Annotated in this window: 21 protein-coding genes and 4 pseudogenes; 9 read left to right on the top strand and 16 right to left on the bottom strand. The window is 62.0% G+C overall.

Annotated elements, in window-relative coordinates; genetic code table 11:
* Nucleotide 1 precedes the first annotated feature (1 nt).
* From RWJ89_RS26330 to ccoN, 3 genes are read right to left on the bottom strand one after another with little or no spacing between them, the layout of a single operon-like run.
* Nucleotides 2–154 carry a CcoQ/FixQ family Cbb3-type cytochrome c oxidase assembly chaperone gene (locus tag RWJ89_RS26330; protein WP_064683053.1) on the bottom strand — a complete coding sequence of 51 codons (153 nt, stop codon included), beginning with the start codon at nt 152–154 and terminating at the stop codon, nt 2–4.
* An 8-nt stretch (nt 155–162) separates the two neighbouring features.
* Nucleotides 163–897 carry a cytochrome-c oxidase, cbb3-type subunit II gene (ccoO, locus tag RWJ89_RS26325; protein WP_064683054.1) on the bottom strand — a complete coding sequence of 245 codons (735 nt, stop codon included), beginning with the start codon at nt 895–897 and terminating at the stop codon, nt 163–165.
* Nucleotides 898–905: 8 nt separating this feature from the next.
* Nucleotides 906–2,528 (bottom strand): cytochrome-c oxidase, cbb3-type subunit I, encoded by a 1,623-nt coding sequence (gene ccoN, locus RWJ89_RS26320; protein ID WP_131664343.1) that lies wholly within the window; start codon nt 2,526–2,528, stop codon nt 906–908.
* 234 nt (nt 2,529–2,762) lie between these two features.
* Between ccoN and RWJ89_RS26315 the strand changes: the two genes are divergently transcribed.
* From RWJ89_RS26315 to RWJ89_RS26295, 5 genes and pseudogenes are all read left to right on the top strand, one after another.
* The gene (locus tag RWJ89_RS26315) at nt 2,763–3,488 is read left to right on the top strand and encodes a Crp/Fnr family transcriptional regulator (RefSeq protein WP_131664344.1); all 726 of its coding nucleotides are present in this window, start codon (nt 2,763–2,765) and stop codon (nt 3,486–3,488) included.
* Between the two features lie 15 nt (nt 3,489–3,503).
* Nucleotides 3,504–5,429, top strand: coding sequence for a hybrid sensor histidine kinase/response regulator (locus RWJ89_RS26310; protein WP_316031686.1), 1,926 nt, complete (start codon nt 3,504–3,506; stop codon nt 5,427–5,429).
* Nucleotides 5,430–5,980: 551 nt separating this feature from the next.
* Nucleotides 5,981–6,424, top strand: a complete 444-nt coding sequence (locus RWJ89_RS26305) for a pseudoazurin (RefSeq protein WP_168283146.1) — start codon at nt 5,981–5,983, stop codon at nt 6,422–6,424.
* A pseudogene (locus tag RWJ89_RS26300) lies at nt 6,345–7,028 on the top strand (YcnI family copper-binding membrane protein). Before RWJ89_RS26305 ends, RWJ89_RS26300 begins: the two are co-directional and overlap by 80 nt.
* The gene (locus RWJ89_RS26295; RefSeq protein ID WP_221946926.1) at nt 6,941–7,219 is read left to right on the top strand and encodes a copper resistance protein CopC; all 279 of its coding nucleotides are present in this window, start codon (nt 6,941–6,943) and stop codon (nt 7,217–7,219) included. The pseudogene RWJ89_RS26300 and the gene RWJ89_RS26295 overlap by 88 nt, the downstream one beginning before the upstream one ends.
* 321 nt (nt 7,220–7,540) lie before the next feature.
* Here the strand turns inward: RWJ89_RS26295 and RWJ89_RS26290 are convergent, their stop codons facing one another.
* On the bottom strand, nt 7,541–7,999 hold the full coding sequence (locus tag RWJ89_RS26290) for a pyridoxamine 5'-phosphate oxidase family protein (RefSeq protein WP_131664348.1): 459 nt from the start codon (nt 7,997–7,999) through the stop codon (nt 7,541–7,543).
* Nucleotides 8,000–8,511: 512 nt separating this feature from the next.
* Nucleotides 8,512–8,775, bottom strand: coding sequence for a BON domain-containing protein (locus RWJ89_RS26285; RefSeq protein WP_131664349.1), 264 nt, complete (start codon nt 8,773–8,775; stop codon nt 8,512–8,514).
* A gap of 175 nt (nt 8,776–8,950) precedes the next feature.
* Between RWJ89_RS26285 and RWJ89_RS26280 the strand changes: the two genes are divergently transcribed.
* Nucleotides 8,951–9,343 (top strand): hypothetical protein, encoded by a 393-nt coding sequence (locus RWJ89_RS26280; RefSeq protein WP_131664350.1) that lies wholly within the window; start codon nt 8,951–8,953, stop codon nt 9,341–9,343.
* Nucleotides 9,344–9,544: 201 nt separating this feature from the next.
* Here RWJ89_RS26280 and RWJ89_RS26275 read toward each other — a convergent pair.
* Nucleotides 9,545–9,739: pseudogene (locus RWJ89_RS26275) on the bottom strand (IS481 family transposase); the annotation flags it as partial.
* A gap of 12 nt (nt 9,740–9,751) precedes the next feature.
* Between RWJ89_RS26275 and RWJ89_RS33270 the strand changes: the two are divergent.
* Both RWJ89_RS33270 and RWJ89_RS26260 read left to right on the top strand, forming a co-directional pair.
* Nucleotides 9,752–10,756, top strand: a pseudogene (locus RWJ89_RS33270) (nitric oxide reductase activation protein NorD); the annotation flags it as partial.
* Nucleotides 10,757–10,870: 114 nt separating this feature from the next.
* Nucleotides 10,871–11,098, top strand: a complete 228-nt coding sequence (locus RWJ89_RS26260; RefSeq protein WP_131664352.1) for a DUF6894 family protein — start codon at nt 10,871–10,873, stop codon at nt 11,096–11,098.
* Nucleotides 11,099–11,139: 41 nt separating this feature from the next.
* Here the strand turns inward: RWJ89_RS26260 and hemN are convergent, their stop codons facing one another.
* Complete coding sequence (gene hemN / locus RWJ89_RS26255; protein WP_131664353.1) at nt 11,140–12,492, bottom strand: oxygen-independent coproporphyrinogen III oxidase; 1,353 nt, start codon at nt 12,490–12,492, stop codon at nt 11,140–11,142.
* Between the two features lie 220 nt (nt 12,493–12,712).
* Here hemN and RWJ89_RS26250 point away from each other — a divergent pair, with 220 nt between their 5' ends.
* Nucleotides 12,713–12,976: a DUF2249 domain-containing protein gene (locus RWJ89_RS26250; protein ID WP_131664354.1), complete on the top strand. Its 264-nt coding sequence runs from the start codon at nt 12,713–12,715 to the stop codon at nt 12,974–12,976.
* On the opposite strand, the pseudogene RWJ89_RS26245 reads toward RWJ89_RS26250, so the two are convergent.
* The 9 genes and pseudogenes from RWJ89_RS26245 to RWJ89_RS26205 all read right to left on the bottom strand — a co-directional run.
* A pseudogene (locus RWJ89_RS26245) lies at nt 12,951–13,387 on the bottom strand (universal stress protein); the annotation flags it as partial. The gene RWJ89_RS26250 and the pseudogene RWJ89_RS26245 overlap by 26 nt on opposite strands.
* Before the next feature lie 90 nt (nt 13,388–13,477).
* Nucleotides 13,478–13,891: an EF-hand domain-containing protein gene (locus RWJ89_RS26240; RefSeq protein WP_131664355.1), complete on the bottom strand. Its 414-nt coding sequence runs from the start codon at nt 13,889–13,891 to the stop codon at nt 13,478–13,480.
* 106 nt (nt 13,892–13,997) lie between these two features.
* Nucleotides 13,998–16,217: a copper-transporting P-type ATPase gene (locus tag RWJ89_RS26235; RefSeq protein WP_316031685.1), complete on the bottom strand. Its 2,220-nt coding sequence runs from the start codon at nt 16,215–16,217 to the stop codon at nt 13,998–14,000.
* On the bottom strand, nt 16,210–16,887 hold the full coding sequence (locus tag RWJ89_RS26230) for a methyltransferase family protein (protein WP_221999724.1): 678 nt from the start codon (nt 16,885–16,887) through the stop codon (nt 16,210–16,212). The genes RWJ89_RS26235 and RWJ89_RS26230 overlap by 8 nt, the downstream gene beginning before the upstream one ends.
* Nucleotides 16,880–17,137: a DUF2933 domain-containing protein gene (locus RWJ89_RS26225; protein WP_131664358.1), complete on the bottom strand. Its 258-nt coding sequence runs from the start codon at nt 17,135–17,137 to the stop codon at nt 16,880–16,882. Before RWJ89_RS26225 ends, RWJ89_RS26230 begins: the two co-directional genes overlap by 8 nt.
* A gap of 55 nt (nt 17,138–17,192) precedes the next feature.
* Complete coding sequence (locus RWJ89_RS26220; protein ID WP_316031684.1) at nt 17,193–18,668, bottom strand: multicopper oxidase family protein; 1,476 nt, start codon at nt 18,666–18,668, stop codon at nt 17,193–17,195.
* A 108-nt stretch (nt 18,669–18,776) separates the two neighbouring features.
* Nucleotides 18,777–19,121, bottom strand: coding sequence for a hypothetical protein (locus RWJ89_RS26215; protein ID WP_312887278.1), 345 nt, complete (start codon nt 19,119–19,121; stop codon nt 18,777–18,779).
* Nucleotides 19,122–19,170: 49 nt separating this feature from the next.
* On the bottom strand, nt 19,171–19,476 hold the full coding sequence (locus RWJ89_RS26210) for a hypothetical protein (RefSeq protein WP_131664360.1): 306 nt from the start codon (nt 19,474–19,476) through the stop codon (nt 19,171–19,173).
* A gap of 304 nt (nt 19,477–19,780) precedes the next feature.
* Nucleotides 19,781–20,359, bottom strand: coding sequence for a TetR/AcrR family transcriptional regulator (locus tag RWJ89_RS26205; RefSeq protein ID WP_221999726.1), 579 nt, complete (start codon nt 20,357–20,359; stop codon nt 19,781–19,783).
* Between the last annotated feature and the right edge of the window lie 62 nt (nt 20,360–20,421).

Raw genomic sequence — 20,421 nt, 5'->3', positions numbered from 1 at the left:
CTCAATCGTCCTTCAGGGGAATGGCAGCGGCCTCGTTGGCCGCCTGCCTGCTGCCGGGGCGGAGCGTGAAGACGACGACGCCAAGGAAGAATGCCGTCATCGCCAGAAGACCCCAACTGTCGGCGAAGTGCCGCATTGCCGTGTACGTTTCCATGTTTCACCTCATCGGTAGCCGGTTGCGTCGTCATAGGTCGAGAAGTCGACCAGCGTGCCGACCATCTGCAGGTAGGCGACCAGAGCGTCCATCTCGGTGAGCTTCTGCGGATCACCGTCGAAATCGCCGACCTTCGCCTTCGGATAGCGGGCCAGAAGAGCGGTGGTATCGGCGTTCGGGTCGGCCTGCGCCTTGATGTCGGCTTCGGCATTGGCGAGCATGTCGTCGCTGTAGGGCACGCCGACGTCTTCGTTGGCTTTCAGATCCATGCCGACGTCCTTGACGGTCACGTCCTGCGTTTTGAGAAAGGCGTATTTCGGCATGATCGATTCCGGCACCACCGCCCGCGGGTCGGAGAGGTGCTGGACGTGCCACTCGTTCGAATAGCGGCCGCCGACGCGGGCAAGATCCGGACCCGTGCGCTTCGAGCCCCATTGGAACGGGTGGTCGTACATGGATTCGGCGGCCAGCGAATAATGGCCGTAGCGCTCCACTTCGTCGCGGAACGGACGGATCATCTGGCTGTGGCAGAGATAGCAGCCTTCGCGAATGTAGATGTTGCGGCCGACCAGCTCGAGAGGCGTGTAAGGCCGCATCCCCTCCACCTTCTCGATAGTGTTCTGTAGATAGAAGAGCGGTGCGATTTCGACGATGCCGCCTATGGAAACGACCAGTAGCGAGCCGACGAGAAGCAGCGTCGCGTTCTTCTCGAGGATCTTATGTTTGTCCAGTATCGATGCCATGGTTCACCTCACTCGGCGGGTTGTGCCTGGGGCACGTAAGCGGTCGGAATTGCGGCTTCGTTCCGCTCGCGACCGCGGATGGTCATGAAGACGTTCCAGGCCATCACGAGGCCGCCCATCAGGTACAGCCCACCACCCACGACACGCAGGACGTAGTAGGGGATCATGGCGGAGACGGTTTCGGCGAAGGAGTAGACGAGGAAGCCCTGCGAATTGTACTCGCGCCACATCAGGCCCTGCTGGATACCGGCGACCCAGAGAACGGCGGCGTAGACGACGATGCCGAGGGTGGCGAGCCAGAAGTGCCAGTTGACCATCCTGAGGCTGTAGAGCCGCTCGCGGCCCCAGAGCTTCGGCGTCAGGTAGTAGATCGCACCGAAGGTGATCATCCCGACCCAGCCGAGCGCACCCGAATGCACGTGACCAATGGTCCACTCAGTATAATGGCTGAGCGAATTGACCGTCTTCACCGACATCATCGGGCCTTCGAAGGTCGACATGCCATAGAAGGCGATTGCAATGACCATCATGCGGATGATGGGGTCGGTGCGGATCTTGTCCCATGCGCCTGACAGCGTCATCAGGCCGTTGATCATGCCGCCCCACGACGGCATCCAGAGCATGATCGAGAAGACCATGCCGAGCGTCTGCGCCCAATCGGGAAGCGCGGTGTAATGGAGGTGGTGCGGGCCGGCCCAGATATACATGAAGATCAGGGCCCAGAAGTGGATGATTGACAGGCGGTAGGAATAGATCGGGCGGTTGGCCTGCTTCGGGACGAAGTAGTACATCATTCCCAGGAAGCCCGCCGTCAGGAAGAAACCGACGGCGTTATGGCCGTACCACCACTGCGTCAGTGCGTCCTGGACGCCCGAGAAGGCCGAATAGCTCTTGGTGCCGAGGAACGACGCAGGAACGGCTAGGTTGTTGACGACGTGCAGCATCGCGATCGTGACGATGAAGCCGAGATAGAACCAGTTCGCCACATAGATGTGGGGTTCCCTGCGCTTGAGGATCGTGCCGAGGTAGACGACGAGATAGGCGACCCAGACGATGGTCAGCCAGATGTCGACGTACCACTCCGGCTCGGCATATTCGCGCGCCTGGGTGATGCCGAGAACATAGCCGGTCGCCGCCATGACGATGAAGAGCTGGTAGCCCCAGAAGACGAACCAGGCGAGACTGCCGCCGAAGAGCCGCGCATGACAGGTGCGCTGCACGACGTAGAGGGAGGTCATGATCAGGGCATTGCCGCCGAAGGCGAAGATAACTGCCGAAGTATGGACGGGCCGGAGCCTGCCGAAGTTCAGATAGGGGGCGACGTTCAGATCCGGGAAGGCGAGCTGCGCCGCGACCACCACTCCGACCAGAAAGCCAACCACGCCCCAGAAGACGGTGGCGATCAATCCGTATCGGATGACCTCGTCGAAATAGCCGGAGGGATCGGGCTTCGGCTGCCTTCCTGCCGGCGAGAAGTCGACGCGCCGCAGCAGGATCACCGTTCCGGCAAACAGGCAGAAACTCAGGATGCCCATGTGGGCGGCGAAGAGGTGATCGTGGGCGAGTCCCGCGCCCACTAAGGCTAGGAACGCGGCGACAGCGACCACGATGGTTTCCGTTGTATAGTTCATGACGTCTTCCCCAGTGCGCAGCCGGCCACGTCAGGGCCAGCTTTCTCGAACTTTGAAGTACGACTGTCACGAGGACGTCAGCAGCTCCTTGATCTACGTCAATGAACGCGACAAACCCGCCGGGAGGCTCGCCTGTTACAAACCGTCACAACATCGCACCAATTGGCACGATCCGATCATCCACGTGTGACTCGGCCACTGTTTATTGAGCCCACTCAACGAGGGGAAACGACGATGCTGATGCAGGGCAAGAACGCTTTTGAAAACGCCGAAATCGCAGTCGAGGCGACTCGCGGTCCTTGCCTGTCTTCGGTCTTCCGCGCCAGCTCCACGGAGCTCGTCGAGACCGGACAGGCGATATGCTGGGAAGGCGATGACGCCAAGCATCTGTTCCAGATCGTCGAGGGCGTCGTGCGGCTGCATCGGATTATCGGAGAAGGACGCAGGGTCATCACTGCCTTCCATTTCGCCGGCGACGTCGTCGGCGCCTCGCTGCTCGGGGAATTTCTCTTCACCGCCGAGGCCGTCACGGATTGCAAGATCCGGCGCATCTCCCGCAAGAACTTTCACCAGGAAGTCGCGCGCTGCGATGAACTGCGCCCTGCCTACATCGACCTCTTGTGCCGCGAGAACGCCGCCGCACACGACCAGATGGTGCTGCTGTCGAAGAAGAACGCCGAGGAGCGCCTCTGCACCTTCATCCTTCGGCTGGCTTCGCGACCTGGCGCGAAGCGCCGCGACGTCTTGCGCGTGCCGATGAACCGTCAGGACATCGCCGACTATCTCGGTCTGACGATCGAGACGGTTTCGCGCACCATCACCAAGCTCGCCGCGCGCGACGTCCTCGTCGCGCAGGGCCGGCACGACCTGAAGATCCTGAGCATGGAAAAGCTTGCTCGTTTGTCGGGGGGTGCAGATGATTTTTCCGCAAAAACCTGCCATAGGGTCAGCATCCACTGATCAAAAGGAACAGGCATGCCCCACCGCCTCATATCGCCACGCACGGCGTCGCCGCAGGAACTGGACGCGGTGGTGCATGTGCTTGACGGGGCGGACATCATAATCCATCGCCTGGAAGGCACCATCACCCATTGGTCGATCGGCTGCGAGAACATGTACGGGTGGACGCGGGAGGAAGCTGTCGGAGAGAAAGTGTACGAGCTTCTCGCCACGCGGACCCCCGAACCCTTCGAAGACATCCGGGCGCAACTCCGGTCACGCGGCTTCTGGCAGGGCGAGATCGTCCACCGGCACAAGAGCGGTCACGACATCATCGTCGCAAACAGATGCGTCCTCGTAAACCTCTCCGACGGCGACCTCGCCGTCATAGAGGCCAACAGCGACGTCACGGCGCTCAGGAGGGCCGAAGAGACCGTCAGGACGCGCGAGGCGCATCTGTCCTCCATTCTGGAAACCGTTCCCGACGCCATGGTCGTCATCGACCAGAAGGGCATCGTTATGTCGTTCAGCAAGGCCGCGGAAAAGCTGTTCGGGCTGACCTCGGACCAGATCTGCGGCCGCAACGTCTGCAATCTGATGCCGAATCCTTACCGCGACGCCCACGACGGCTACATCGGACATTATCTGGAAACCGGCGAGAAGCGGATCATCGGCTATGGACGCGTGGTCACCGGCCGACGGGCCGACGGCACACACTTCCCGATGGAACTGCACGTCGGCGAGGCCACCGCCAACGGCGAACGCATATTCACGGGCTTCGTGCGCGATTTGACGAGCCGAATGAAGATCGAGGAAGACCTGCGCCATGCGCAGAAGATGGAGGCCGTCGGGCAGCTCACCGGCGGCCTTGCCCATGACTTCAACAACTTGCTGACCGTCATCAGCGGAAATCTCGAGATGATCGAAGACAAGTTGCCACCGGGGCCACTGCGCGACATGCTGCGGGAAGCCCAGGATGCTGCGGCCGACGGCGCGAAGCTGACCGGCCAGTTGCTGGCCTTTGGCAGGCGCCAGCCGCTTTCTCCCAAGCAGTTGGACCTCGGGCGCCTCATTACAAGCTTTTCAGATCTTCTTCGACGGACATTGGGCGAGGACATCAAGCTGTCGACGGTGCTGTCTGGCTCACAGTTCGACGCCCTCGTCGACGGTTCGCAGCTTCAGAACGCCATCCTGAACATCGCCCTCAACGCGCGTGACGCGATGCCGAAGGGCGGCGCCCTGACCCTCGAGGTATCGCGAGTTAGCCTCGATGCCGACTACGCCAAGATGTATCCGGAAGTGCGTAGTGGGAACTTCGTGCTGATCTCCATGACCGATACCGGCGCCGGGATGACCGACGAGGTGAAGAAGCGAGCGATCGAACCGTTCTTCACCACGAAGGAGGTCGGGTCCGGCACGGGCCTCGGCCTCAGCATGGTTTACGGTTTCGTCAAGCAGTCAGGCGGACATCTCCAGATCTACAGCGAGATCGGACGCGGCACCACGATCAGAATCTACCTGCCCGCCCTCACAGGCGGCAACACCGGCGCGGGCGACGCTCCTTCGGAAGGAAGCAGAACGCCGCTTCCCGGTGGGAGCGAACTCGTTCTCGTGGTCGAAGACGACCCACGCGTGCGGAAGGTTGCGGTGGCGAGGCTCTCCGCCATGGGCTACTCGGTCGTTGAGGCGGAAAACGGGGGCCGTGCGCTCGAGGTGCTGGCCGACAACGGCGAAGTTGCCCTGTTGTTCACGGACATCGTCATGCCTGGCGGCATGACCGGCGACGAGCTGGCAGGTGAGGCGCGGCTGCTGCGGCCCGATCTCGCCGTCCTCCTCACGTCCGGATACTCGGAACCGGCACTTGCTTCCAAGGATCTCCCTCCCGGCGCCGAGTGGCTGCGCAAGCCTTATACCGCGAGAGAGCTAGCGGCGAAGGTCCGCGGTCTTCTGGACAAGACGTGATCACTGTACGAATTTGTTACTTACTAGAGGTTGGTTAACCATCCTGCCTCATTTTGGGGTGCTCCCAATCGCGGAATGTCAAGCCTCTGTGGTCGGACGTCGTGATTGCCAACACATCAACGCGATCATCACAATTTCCGCTCAATACCAGTCCGGCCTGCGCGTCATCAAGGGCGGGCAGGCTTAGCGCTCCCTGCACCGTGGTCCAGAACACCTAGGATCAATTCGCGGCGCTGAAGGATTCGACGCTGCGGAAACATCAACTGGTCGATCGACTGCCGAAGGGCCTGTCGCTTGATGCGGAGAGGCTCGCCGTCGACCCATCCATCTCCCCTGAACCAAATCGTCCCTTCGCGCTGTCAATTCCCGCGTCAGCACGCAAGGCCGAGTCCGGCGGACGTCTGGACCGACATTAACGGCGATCAGTCACCCAGCGGGAAAGAACATCGACAGACTCACTCCTATTTGACGCGGGTCAAAGAGCGGCTTCCGCGCAAGGCATAGAACCTTTTTCGAGGCCAGGATCGGCCCCTTCGAAAAGGAGACATGCAATGCAATTCAAGCTCGGTCTGATCGCTACCACGGCAGCACTGATCGCGTCGGCAGCACCGCTGATGGCCGCCGACCACGAGGTACACATGCTCAACAAGGGCGCCGACGGCGCGATGGTCTTCGAGCCCGGCTTCGTCAAGGTGGCGCCCGGCGACACCGTGACCTTCGTTCCTACGGACAAGAGCCACAATGTCGAAACGTTCAAAGGTCTCATCCCGGACGGCGCCCAGGAATTTAAGTCCAAGGCGAACGAACAATACCAAGCCAAGTTCGACGTACCCGGCGCCTACGTGATCAAGTGCACGCCGCACGTCGGCATGGGCATGGTCGCCTTGATCCAGGTCGGCGACGCGCCTGCGAACCTTGAAGTCGTCAAGACGGCCAAAGTGCCGAACCTGGTGCGCAAACGCCTCGACGCCGATCTGGCCCAGCTCACCCAGTAGTCAATTTTTCCGGACCGGCTCGTGGCTGACCGCAGTCGCAGGCCGCTTCCGGCAAGGTCTACAGGCCGTCGTCCGCATTGGCCATGGTTGCGAAGGTAAGGCCACGATCAAGGTCCGGATCAAGGTTCCCGAAGGACTCGTCTCGGCCAAGCCAAGGCCGAAGCCGGGCTGGACCATCGAGAAGATCAAGGGTTCGTACTAGAATGCGTACGACCTTCATGGCACGTCCGTGAAGGAAGGGACAACCGAGATCGTGTTCAGCGGCAACAGCCTCGCAGACGACGAGTACGATGAATTCGTGATCCGCGGCACGGTGGCCAAGGAACTCCCGGTCGGTACGCGAGTGTACGTCCCGGTCGTGCAGGAATGTACCGGTGGAGCTGCGGAGCGTTGGTCGAGATCCCCGCCGCCGGAAGGACTTCCGACGACTACGAGGCCCCGGCGCCGTTCTTCGACGTCGTCGAGCAGCCTCGCTCTTAAACAAAGGACGCCGCCCATGTCCACGACCGTACGCGCATGGGCCGCATTCGCGCAAGCAGCAGCGCTGTTGCTGATCGCATCGGCGCTGTTTTACCTTCTGATATCCATGCTCATGCCGTACTGACTGGATCCTCCCCTTCCAGCGGCCAAGTTTTCAAGGCGTCGCCGACAGACGTCCAGCTTCACTTCAACGAACCCGTGCGCACCGTGCGCGCCACCGTCAGCCTCCGCAATGGCGAAAACCAGGACCTTGCGTCCTGGGGGGCGGGTGGCGACGTCACGATCGGTGGCGCCTCTGAAAGCGGGATTGGCTAGCAGGTCCGGGGCCTCCGCCATACTCTCGCTGTTCGCCATTGTCATCCATCCGAAGAGGATTCGAGCTTTGTCCGACATCTCGTCCGTATGGTCAATCTCGTCGACAACCGTCGCAACCTCCCGCCGAAACGGCAGATTTCGCGCCACCCGGTTTCAGGTCGTCCTGCGCCGCGGGCCGCCGCAGGAGTGGCACCACACGATACCGTCAGCGATCGCTCGCGGTTCGCCTTCGGGCGAGTTCCTGTCAGGGCTAAGCTCGGTGGGCGGGCGGTCCAAAAATGGATTGCTTGACTCATTTTCTGGACCGCGAAGGCCCCGGCGCTAATCTTCTCTGCTCGCCCGACGACCGGAAACTGTGTGGACGAGGATACCGAAGAACACGTGAGGGGGTTCGAATAGCGTAGGCAGATCGCTCGGCTTCAGGGAGCCGACTTCCCACCAGTCGGGCTGCGCTTGAAGCAGAGACCATGCGCGTATCCTTTCGCTTCGCCACAAGTCGTTGTCCGGGAACTCCTCGAAGACGCCGTCCACGACGACGCTCGTCCAGCCTCTCGTGTTCGACTGCTGCTCGACGTGGAGACAGACCTTCTCGTTCTCCCGCATCCAGCTCAGCTTCTTGCCGGGCATCGTGAAGCTGTACGCCATGTTTCCGGAGAAGGCGAAGTAGACGGCCGCCACGTAGGGCTGGCCATTTCTGCAGCACGCAAGATGCCCGAAGCGTGCGTGCTCGAGTACCTCATAACATTCGCCCTGGGTGAGCTCGCGAAGGTGCAGAGACATAGCTAGACCCCTTTCGATCGACTTCGTCCGGCGCGCGCCCTGATCAGCGTAAGAACGTGCGCACTCTATTCAGAATGTCGTGTAGGGCATGGCCTTCAGGCGTTCGGCCCCGATTCCAGATTCACACTCCATGCAATGCCCCGTAGATGCCACTTTCGATGCGCAGGAACGCTGCATCCACCGCTGCAATCCGATCGACGCCTTCGACTTGCATACCCCCAAAGACTTCGTCGTTCTCGACCTGAGTCGCGTTCCTCGCAGTCGTGTTCGAGAGGTACAGATAGATCGGCGTCTGTGGCCGACATCCGGCGTCCCAGATCGCTCTTTATGATCTCCAGCCGCTCTTTTGCAGCTTGCGTGCCCATACCCGCTCCTTCGAAGGCCGATCCGCGCCTTCACGGAACTTTGAATCGAGATTGCCAGACCGGGCGGATAGGTCTTTGATCTCGCTCAAACTGGCTGTCCGTGGATCGGCCCGTTCGAGGTCTTGTCGCGGAAAGGCGCGCGTCGGTTCAAGCTCTGCTTGCCCGCCCTGCCATGTGATAGGCCATCGAGATGTCGTTGATCACCCTCCGGACGCCACTCACGCTTTCCGCGGAGACTCTCGCAGCCTCGCGTCTTGTCGCATCTCCGAGTTTTCCGCGCAACGTGACCACGCCTTGCGAGACGGTAGCCTTCACGTCCTGATGCGTCAGTCCCAGTTCCATCTGCAGGTGGGTTCGCACCGCGGTCGATAGCACGTCGGCGCCGATCGGGATGATGTCGTTTGAATACATCAATTCTACCTCCTTTTTGCCAGCGGCATCAAACATCAGGGATGAAACCGGGGCGTTGATGCAGATCAGGCGCCCGGTCGGGCGTGGCCCCTGCCGGCCACCATGTACGTGGCAACCGTCCACGGTGCTCCGCAGAATTCCAGAAGAGCCGTCGGAGAAGGATGTCGACGACCTCTTGAGCTCCGGCAAGATCGCTGATGCGCTCCAGATGTCGGTGCTCCTCCGCATCGGCGCGCTCCGCCTCAGTCATGATGTAGGAGAGTCCGGTCGACAGGACCTGCTCTTCGATTCAGTGCGTCGTCTGCAGAAGTGGGACGAGCCCGTTCGTCATGGTGTCGCAGGGCCGCTCGTCGAGATGACATGGAAGAAAGTCCGCGATCGCTTCGAGAAGATCGCACCAGGACATGAGCTGGCCGTAACAGGCTTCGAGACCGTCGCGCAGGATACGCCTTCCGACGCCGCGCTCGCGGACATCGCCGCGTCGAAGCCGGCCGATGGAACTCGCGGCTTCTGGTCAAGACATTTCCAGGCATGGCCGACCGATACGTGCGCCTCGCCCACGCGCTGACTTCCTGCCGAAAGCGCGGCAGGCTCCCGCTGATCAGTCCCGCGTCGAGATGTTTGCGATGACCGCCTTGTCGTTCCCGCTCGAACACGAATTTCCGCTCGCCCGACCCGCCATCGCCGCCGCCCCGCTGGTTATCTGCCGATGCTTTCCCTCCCTCTCTGGCCAGACTTCAGAGGACGGACGGAGATCCAGTCATCCGATCGTGACAATCTTCCCTCTCGGCTCTTTCGGGCCGGTCGGAAGGTCCGCAACCGAGGACCGCTTCCGCCACTTGGCGACGGTCTTCTGATTGATCCCGTAACGCTTCGAAAGCGTTCTCAGGCTCTCTTGACTATGTTGTATCGCTCGACGGACTGCCTCTGTCGTCGTGGCGCTCCCATGAAGAACCTGGCCCATAGCGCATCCCTTGATTCGGAAGACAAGGATGCCCCATCAAAGCCTGGGATCAAACATCTAAGCGAGACGAAGGAACGGCCGAAGTCCAAGTTCCATTTCGATCTCGACCTCTCTCCCGAGGCGATCGACGCGTCCCGCATCCAAGGCGAACTTGTCTATCCCGAATGGATTTTTGCAAGAACGAATACCTGGAGGATCATTGCCGCGTCATAGTGGGTACTGCTCCCGACGTCAAACACATGACTTTGGCGACAGATCAATCCGTCGTCCGCAAGGTCAAGAAGCAGTTCGAAAACCTGCGCCCGAAACGCGAAGTCCGACGCGCGCAGTTGGATGGAAACGATCTCGACATGGACGCCGTCGTCCGCTCGCGTATCGATCTTCGCGCCACCGGCGAGCCGAACGACCACATATACGAGTGCGCTCGGCCGGCCGCGCACGAACTTGCGACCACGATACTCGTCGACGTCTCGCTGTCGACCGATTCCTGGGTCGATAATCGAAGGGTTCTTGACGTGGAGATGCAGGCTCTCGACGTGCTTTCCCGTGGTCTTGACGCCTGTGGAGACAGGTTCTCCGTCCAGACATTCACGTCCCGTCGCAGGACTGGATTCGCGTCGACACCATCAAGCGGTTCGATGAGAAGTTCTCGCCGACAGTCGCTTGCCGCATCGCCAGCCTCAGGCCTGGCTACTACACCCGCATGGGCGCGGCGATTCGGCACGTCTCGCACCAGCTTGACAAGCAGGGCGCTCGCAATCGGCTGCTGATGATTCTGACCGACGGCAAGCCGAACGACGTCGACCACTATGAAGGCCGGCTCGCTCTGAAAGACTGCAAGCGCGCCGTCATCGAAGCGAGAGGTCGGGGTCAGGCAGTCTTTGCCGTGACCGTCGATCGGAACGCGCAAGATTATCTTCCCGCCATATTCGGGGACGTCAGGGCCACGCGCTCGTCTCGAACATCGCAAGGCTGCCGAGCGCGCTACCTGCGATCTATCGGAATCTGACCGCATGACGCTGCAGCGTCGCAACGCAGCAGGTGATGCAGATCAATGCGAGGAACTTCGGAGAAATGTAGTGGTTCATTCGCCGACGGCTTCTTCCGTCGTCTTTTGAGATGAATTCTCCAATGTCGACCACATGCTGCCGCCGCTTCTTCTTCAACATCCGATCTGAACAGGATCTGATCCGCGATCACAGCGGCTGTATTCTCCCGGACATCGAGACCGCCATTTCCGCCGCCCTTGTGGGCGGCTTGCGGATCCGTCCCGATACGGGCAGCTTACGGCATCCGCAGCAATTTGAAATCACGTCCGAGGACGGGAAACTCGTCGCAATCGTGCCGATCGATTATTGAATAGTCGTCGAAGACTTCCGCAGCGCTTCGATACGCGCCAATCACGCAGCTTTGCTATGTGTCCTGCCCAGCGCACCAAAGTACGCGTCGAACGCGGCCGCGACTGCGCGCACCATGAAGCGCGAGTCCTTGGCCACCGTGACGCGACCATCGGATACGGTCGCCACGCCGTCGGCGATGAGATCGGCAAGGCGTTCGTTTCGCTCCAGGAGAAATCCTTCTTCGTGCCCCGCCTCGTGGCTGAGGCTGGCGAGATCGACCTCGAAATCGCACATCAACCGTTCGATGACCCTGGCGCGCAGCTTGTCCTCCTTCGTCAGAAGGTAGCCTTTCGCCGTCGGAAGGACGCCGGACGACACCATCTCGGCGTATCGACCAATCGCCACGTGATTCTGATAGTAGCCAGAGGCAAGGCGCCCGATCGACGACGCGCCAAGTCCGATCAGGGTCTCGCAGTCGTCCGTAGTGTAGCCCTGGAAATTCCTGTGAAGCTTCCCTCCCACGGACGCGATGGCCAGTTCGTCCTCCGGAAGCGCGAAATGGTCGAGACCGATGCGGACATATCCGGCTGCAACGAGTTCTTCAGCTATCGCCTCAGCCTGTTCGTTGCGCTCGGCCGCGCCGGCAAGTGCCGCCTCGTCGATGAGCCGCTGATGCTTCTTGAACGCAGGAACGTGAGCATAGCCGAAGACTGCGAACCTTTCCGGACGAAGTTCGATGGCCATCTGCACCGTCTCGACGCAGGAATCGACCGTCTGGTAGGGAAGCCCGTAGATAAGATCGAAGTTCGTGCTCTTGACGCCATAGACCCGCAATCCTGCGACCGCAGCCTTCGTCTGGTTGAACGTCTGTATCCGGTTGATGGCCTTTTGAACGACCGGGTCGAAGCTTTGCACGCCGAGACTGGCTCGATCCACGCCATTCTCGCCCAGTGCGACGATCATTTCGTTGTCGAGGGTTCTGGGGTCAATCTCGACCGCCACGCTGGCGTCCTGTTCAAACGCGAACCAGGTCCTCAGCGTCTTCATCAACGCCGCGAATTCGTGCGGCTTCATGATCGTCGGCGTTCCGCCGCCGAAGTGAAGGTTCTTGACGGGAATGCTATCGCCGGCGGCTTTAGCGACGAGTTCGATCTCCCTGCTCATGACGTCGAGGTAGTCGAGGATCGGCGCGTCTTGCTTGGTGATCGTGGTGTGACAGCCGCAATACCAGCACATCGACCGGCAGAAAGGGACGTGCAGGTACAAGGACGCCGGCTCGCCCTTTCCAGCGCCCCGAAGAGCCAGCGCATAATCGTCGGGACCGACCGCGGCTGCGAATGCGGGGGCGGTCGGATAGCTCGTGTAACGTGGCAGGCGAGCTTCGCCGTATTTGACCACAAGTGCATTCGACATCTTCTTGTCTCTGGATTAGATCGTGCCCCCTTATGACCGTCGGCAGGGAGCCTTTCCTTGTCATAAGTCAATGAACGCGATCGCAGATTGTCTGAAACCTTCCGGTGTTTGCTCGCTGTCAAAGTTCGCTGGGCATCTGCCGCGTATCTTTAGGACCGATCGGGGCGAGCAGCCGCTCCATCATAGACAGAAAGCGGCGATCGAAAGGAATTCGAGTCACATGTCTGAGGCGCAAACTCAAGCAAGCGAAGTCTCGCACGTCGATGTGCGGACCCTGCATCCCGGCGAACGTCATCCGAAGATTTTCGGAACGCTTCACACCCTGACGCCGGGCGGCGTGCTGCACATCACGAGCGGTTACGAGCCGCGCCCTCTCCAGTACCAGCTCGAAACCGCGCTGCCTGGCAAGTTTTCCTGGGAATATCTGGAGCAAGGGCCTGAAATCTGGCGCGTGGAGATCACCAGGCTCCGCCGCCGAGGATGAACTCGCGAAGCCACGAATGGCCGAACCCGCCCGCGACCAATAGGTCCGCCTTTCGTTCCAGCGCGGCCGATTGGATGGTGGCGGTCGCGGTCTCGCCGCCTGCCTGGATCGATACGTCTTCCACCTCCAATCCCGCGTGCTTCAAAGAAGAGATCAGTAGCGCGCGGTTCGCCTCGTCGATCTCCTTGTCGTCGGTGATCGAGATGACCTGCACCTGGTCGCGCGCTCGATGAAAAAGCGGGCGCAGGACAGGGCGCGCGCTGCGGTGGCGCTGCCGTCCCAGGCAACGGCGATCGTGTCTATATGAGAGCAGACGCTGGTGGCAGGAAGCAGCACGAGGGGACGGCCGCTTCCGAACAGCAGCGTCTCGGAAAGTTGGCGGGAGAGCTCCGAGGTCTCGACGATGGAAAGTCCGAGGCCGATTGGCGGAAGGTACCGACAGAACAACCGAGTTCGCAGCGGTCGAAAGCCTTGCCGCCAATTCTTGTCATAGCCAAGCACCTATTGCCGCATGAACGCCTGCATCTCGTCGGGCGTGACCTTGCCGTCCTTGTTCGCGTCGACCGCGTCGAATATCCGCTTGTGGATCGCGGTCACCTCCTCGAAGGACAACGCGCCGTCTCCGTCCGTGTCGGCGATTGCAACCATGATCTTCATCATGTGCCCTCGCATGCCCATGGTCGGCATGCTTCCCATCATGCCCGATTGCATCATACTCCGCCCCATCCCCCCGCCAGGCATCGCTCCCTGGCCCTGCCCAGCCATGCCATTCGTTCCGGACGGCGAGGCTGCCTGCGACGCGTCTGCGGGATGGTGCGGGTCGGAATCATTCGTCTGTGCAAGCGCGAAACCTGCTGCGCCGAACGCAACCAGCGCGGCCAGCAGTGTCATTTGTGGTAATCTCTTCATTTTCACGTCGTCTCTCCTTTAGCTATTTCTTCGGCTCGTCCTGCACGCCGTATTTCGTGCAGGACGAGCATTTGGGAACGTCATGATCCGGCGGAAGAACCCGCCGGGCCACCTAGTCGATCGACGAGCGTCGCAGCCGCAACGAGTTGCCGATCACGCTGACCGACGACAGGGCCATGGCGGCGGCCGCGATGATCGGTGAGAGAAGTAACCCCAAGGCCGGATAGAGCACGCCGGCCGCGACGGGCACGCCGGCCGCGTTATAGATGAACGCGAAGAACAGGTTCTGGCGGATGTTGCTCATCGTGGCATGGCTGAGCTTGCGCGCCCTGGCAATGCCCTGCAGATCTCCCTTCAGCAGGGTCACCCCGGCACTTTGGATCGCGACATCTGTTCCCGTGCCCATGGCGATGCCAACGTCGGCGGCGGCAAGGGCCGGGGCGTCGTTGACCCCGTCCCCGGCCATCGCAACGACGCGGCCTTCGCTTCGAAGTCTCGCAACCATCTTGCCTTTGTCTTCCGGCAGGATCTCCGCCTCGACCTCGTCGATGCCAAGCCGGCGTGCCACCGCCTCCGCCGTAGTCCTGTTGTCTCCGGTCAGCATGACGACGCGGATATTCTCCTTCCTGAGCGAACGCAGAGCTTCGGGCGTCGTCGCCTTGATCGGGTCGGCGATCGCGACAAGACCGCCCACCTCGCCGTCGATGGCGACGTAGATCACGGTCGCTCCTTCGCCGCGCAGAGCCTCCGCCTCGGCGACCAGGGTCGAGAGATCGACGCCTGCCTCCGCCATGATCCGATGGCTGCCGATGACCAGCTTCCGACCGTCGACCGTGCCGGTAACGCCCTTGCCGACCGGACTGTCGAACTCGCGGGCCTCGCTCAAGGCAAGGCCCCTGTCCTTGGCGGCGGCGACAATGGCCGCGGCAAGGGGGTGTTCGCTGGCACGCTCGAGCGTGGCGGCCAGCCTCAGGAGCTCAGCTTCGTCGAATCCCTGGACGACCTTCAACGCGATTACCTTCGGCCTCCCTTCCGTGAGCGTGCCGGTCTTATCGACCACCAGAGTGTCGATCCTTTCGAAGCGTTCCAGCGCCTCCGCGTTCTTGATGAGGACGCCCATTCGAGCACCGCGCCCGACGCCCACCATGATCGACATCGGCGTCGCCAGGCCGAGAGCGCATGGGCAGGCAATGATCAGAACGGCTACGGCAGCGACGAGGCCGTGGGCGAAGCGCGGGTCCGGCCCCCAGACGCCCCAGGCGACAAAGGCTGCGACCGCGATCAGGATTACCGCCGGGACGAACCAGCCCGATACTTGGTCGGCCAGCCGCTGGATCGGAGCGCGCGAACGCTGGGCCTCGGCGACCATGCGGACGATCTGCGAGAGCATCGTGTCGCGCCCGACTTTGCCGGCCCGCATGACGAAGCCCCCGCTCTGGTTCATCGTGCCGCCGATCAGTTTGGCGCCGGCATCCTTGGTGACCGGCATGGATTCGCCGGTGATCATGGATTCGTCGACGGAGCTGCGCCCCTCCAGCAATTCCCCGTCGACCGGAACCTTTTCGCCCGGCCGGACGCGCAGACGGTCGCCGACCGCGACGGCGTCCAGCCCGACGTCCTCGTCCGAACCGTCGTCCTTGATCCGGCGGGCGCTCTTCGGCGCCAGGTCGAGTAGCGCCCGGATGGCGCCGCCGGTCTGCTCCCTCGCACGGAGTTCGAGAACCTGGCCGAGCAGCACCAGGACGGTGATGACCGCGGCCGCCTCGAAGTAGATCGCGACCGAGCCGTCGGCGGCGCGGAAGGTGGCGGGAAAGATGTCGGGCGCCGCGGTGGCGACGACGCTGTAGATCCAGGCGACGCCCGTTCCCATGGCGATCAGCGTGAACATGTTGAGGCTTCGGTTGACGAGCGAGGCCCAGGCCCGTTCGAAGAACGGCCACCCGGCCCACAGAACCACGGGCGTCGCAAGCGCGAGCTGGATCCAGTTCGAGAGCTGCGCACCGAGCACCATGTGCAGGTTGGTGAGATGGCCGCCCATCTCCAGAACGAGGACGGGGAGCGACAGGGCCAATCCTATCCAGAACCGTCGCGTCATGTCGATGAGTTCGACGCTCGGCCCGGTCGCCGCGGTCGTGACCTCTGGCTCCAGCGTCATACCGCAAATGGGACAGGTGCCGGGGCCGACCTGCCTGATTTGCGGGTGCATCGGGCAGGTATAGATGACGCCTTCCGGAGCTTCAGCGGCGGTAGCCATTGGCGTCGGCGGCCGCCGCTCTTGCTGATGATGGTGGCCGCCATGGGCGTGGCCCTGATGGATGTTCTGGTCAGTCATGGACCGCTCCTCCGCGCCGGCTTCCCGCGGCGTCCGTTCCACGCCCGAACCTAGGAAGAAACCTCGGAACCGTTCGGGCATAGGCGTCCCATGCAGCTCCGAACTCGGCGCGCGAGGCCTCCTCCTCCCGCTTTGCCAGCCTCACGTAGAACCAGACCAGAACGGGGAACATGGCGAGCGTCACGAGGGTCGGCCACTGTAGCAGAAAGCCGAACATGATGACGACGAAGGCGTCGTACTGCGGGTGCCGCACGCGTGCGTATGGGCCGGTGGTCGCCAAGCGGTGGTCGCGCTGGGCCGCATAGAGAACGTGCCAACTCAAGGCGAGCAGCCAGAAGCCGCCAACGATCAGGATGTTGCTCAGGAGATGGAACGGACCGACATGCGGATTGACGCGCCAGCCGAACATCATCTCCAGCAAGTGCCCGGCGTCGTGCGACCAGAAATCGATGCCGGGAAACTGTCGCCCGAGCCAACCGGACAGGAGATAGATGGTCAGCGGAAAGCCGTACATCTCGGTGAAGAGGGCGACGACGAAAGCTGAGAAGGCGCCGAGCGAACGCCAATCCCGCTTTGTATCGAGCTTCGTGAAACTCGCTGCGAAGACGATGAACACCAAGGAATTGATGATCACGAGGCTCCAGAGCCCGTAGGCGGAGGTGTCAGACATCGTCGGTCTCCTTCTTCGGCAGGGCTGCGCCGGTCCCATGGCCGGCATGGTCGTGGCCGGAATGTCCACCGTGCCCGTGGTGCATGAACAGATGCATCAGCGGGCAGGCGAGGATGAGGAGCCACGGCAGGATGCCGAGGACATGCACGCGATGCTCGTAGGTGATAAGTACCAGCGCGATTGCGGCGAAGGCGATGAAGACGGTCCTGGTATAGGTGCTCCAGGCCGACGGAGGATGATTGTCGTTCATGAGAATGACCTCGTTCTAAAAATTGCAGAGAAGGCTTCGCATTCCGGGGACCGCGTCAGCCGATGCCGTCGTAAGTGACGTAGGCCATCATGCCCGTCGCCATGTGGTAGAGATGATGGCAATGGAGCGGCCAGCGACCGGGATTATCGGCGTCGAAGGCCAGGACGACGTTCGTCATCGGCGGCAGCAGGACGGTGTCCCTGACCGCACCCGCTACCGGTGTCCCGTTGATGCCAATCACCTGGAAATGGTGCCCGTGCAGGTGCATCGGATGCGCCATCATCGACGCGTTGCTGATCGCCACTTCGACGCGCTCGCCACGCTTGACGACGAGACCGTCCGCACCGTCGATGCTCCAACTGTAGGCGGCCATGTCGCCCGTCAGCGAAAGTCTGAAGCGGCGGTCCACCGTCCGGGTGGCAATGGGGGCGACGGGTCGCAGCCGCTGCTCCAGGTCGAGCCCGAGAACCGGCCCCTTCGCATCGCCCGCGACCTGAACCCTGCGGACGTCTGCCCCCGTAGTGGCCAGGATCACGCCTGCGCGCTCGACGGCCCCTTCCCGAATGGCAAGGACGGGGAAGGCACCACCCTCCATGGGCAGGTTCACACGAATGTCGACGCGCTGGCCCATGGCGACCGGGAAGTTAGACCCGTAAACCGGTTCGACACCCTGACCGTCGACCGCGATCAGCTCTCCGGAAAGGCGGCCGGTGTCGATGGTGAATGCGGTCGCCGTCGCGCCGTTTATGATACGGAGGCGGACGCGGCCGCCCTTCTCGACCGTCACGATCTCCGGATCGTCGAACGTGCGGTCGTTGGCGAGATAGGCGTCATAGTCGATATCGTTGAGGTCCATGGCCGGCATTCCCGGCGCCGCCATACCCGCCATGCCGTTGCCTGACATCATATGCTGCATGCCGTTGATGCCCGACATAGCGCTATGGTCCATCGGCATGGCGCCGGACGCGGCTTTCCCCTTCAACTTCGCCAGCAGTTCCTCCGGCGATTTGAAAGAGAAGTCGTGCAGCAGGACGACGACGTCCTGCTCGTCCCGCTTGAGTTCGTCCGCAGTCCTGACGATCAGCGGCGCGGCGAGCAGATTCTGCTCCTGGAGCGTATGAGCGTGCATCCAGTGCGTGCCGCCTGCGCCGGCCGGAAAGGTGTAGCGACGGGTTTCCATCGGCTTGAGAAGCGCTGCCGGATTGCCGGGCACGCCATCGTCCGCCCATGGCGGCGTCAGCCCGTGCCAATGGATCAGCGTCGGCTCGTCGATGGCGCTCGATAGCGAGAGGTCGAAGTCGGTTCCAGCCTCCACCTCAAGGCCCGGTCTGCCATCCGGTTGAACCAAGCCGAAGACTCGGGCAGATCTGCCCATGACGTCGATGGTCCGATAGCCGACGGACAAGCCGCGTGGCGCAGGAGAGGTGGCGGCGGCGACCTGAGCCCAGGTGCGCAGGGGAGGAAGGGCAAACGATGTGCCGAGCGCGGCTGCGCCGACCATCAGGCCATTGAGGAAGTTACGACGTTTCATTGTAGTGGTCCTATTTCGGATCGGCAGAGCCAACCATTGGTCTGGGATGTCCGGGAGGACATCCGTCGAAGCGACCGGTTGCCGCAAACAAGGCGGCCTCCGGCTTCCTCAGACCGGGCGACGAGGAGGACCGAGCGCCGGCGGAACCGTCATGCCACTGCGGGTCTGGTCGCCCCATGCGAAATTGAGGAAGGAAGCCGTAGCTGCGGGAGTTGCCGTCCCCTCCGTGCGGGTGAGGACGACGCAGAAGCCGCATTGGAGGGCGCAGCAGCCGATGTGGTCGGACGTCTGAGGGCCATGAACCGAGGCGTGGGCGTCAATCGCCGGCAAGATGGACTGCTGGAGCCCGAACTGTTCGTGGGACGGATGCTCAAGGCACTGCATCGCCTGCACGCCCGCCGCGGGCGCAAGCAGAAGCGCGACCGCGACCAGGAAGGCCAGCACTGCGTTCACCGATATGGACCTGCGGCTGTCGGCGATGTGCACGGCTCCACTCCCCTGCTCAGCCGAAGCGGCGGCTGACGAAGTTGAAGATCGTAGCGATCGATGCTCCTGCATAGCCACCGAAGATGACGCTTTGAAGGAATCCCAGGGCGACACTTCGAAGATCGAAACCCGTGAGCCCGAGATAGAACTGCAGCCACGGCCTGTGAAGACCCCATTCCGGCCCGGCGAAGCCGAGCAGCATGCAAAGCAGGAACGAGATGGAGACGAAGGCGGCGAGCGTCGCACCCAGCACCGGGACCGAAACATGGGCCGGTGTCGCCGGGGATTTCACCGAAGAAACATGCAAGCTTGTGTTCGCCATTGAAGGATCCTCCGGCCAGGTCGCATATGCAGAAAGCTGGACAAGCCAACAATGCGCCTGGCGGAGGCGTCCTTCCTTGATCTACGTCAAGGAACCCCTGAAACCTACCCGGGCCTGCACATGAAGATGGGCTAAGCCACACAGGCTCCGGCGTGGAAACGACTGGTGGTCGACAAGAGGATCTCTAGCAATTGGGACGTGCCGGCACCCACGCACGCCAACTTCCAACGATAGAGGAGCTTCGTAAGCGGTAACCTCGCCCACACGAACACGCAATTCGCTTGTCCCTCGCCTGTCCCGCACCTCAAGGGCGCGCCTGCATTGCTCCCTCCGACATCAGGCGACGAAACATCGCGTCTATGCGATGCGGCGGCAGGGTTGCGCCTCCGTCCAGCCACCAGGTGAGCGCCGCCATAAAGGCGCCGACGACGTATTGGACCACGAGTTCGCGGGGTATGGCGTTGGAGATATGCTTGCCGGAGTTCGCCGCAAGGTCATCGCGCACGAGATCGGAAAGTATCTGACGAATCGTGCCGAGCGCTACCGTGCCTCCTCGACTGCCTGCCAGCGCCCGGTAGAGATCGATGTGATCGTGGGCATGTTCGAACATCGGCAAGCTGAAGCCGAACGTGCCTCCCCGCCCGGCGCGAGCGGCGGCTTCCGCAAGCTGCCTCCTCAATCCGTCAAGTCCGTGCTGTTTAAGGTCATCCTTGCCGGTGTAGTGGAGATAGAATGTCGATCGTCCGACGTTCGCCGCATGGCAGATCTCCTCGACCGTGATCAGATCGTAGCCCTTTTCCAGGATCAGGGAAATCAGAGCCCGATGCAGCGCCGCCCTGGTGCGGGCGACTCGGCGGTCGATCCTGTGCTTCGCTGTTCCCATCGCTTTTTCCCGGTCAAATCGAGGCGATTGTCCATGATCGGGCGCTCGTGTCCGGTCGGACG

The sequence above is a fragment of the Rhizobium sp. 10PS4 genome (genome assembly GCF_032464805.1).
GTDB classification, from domain to species: Bacteria; Pseudomonadota; Alphaproteobacteria; order Rhizobiales; family Rhizobiaceae; genus Rhizobium; species Rhizobium laguerreae.
Note: the sequence above shows the minus strand (reverse complement) of the source record. Positions and strands in the feature narration are given on the sequence as shown.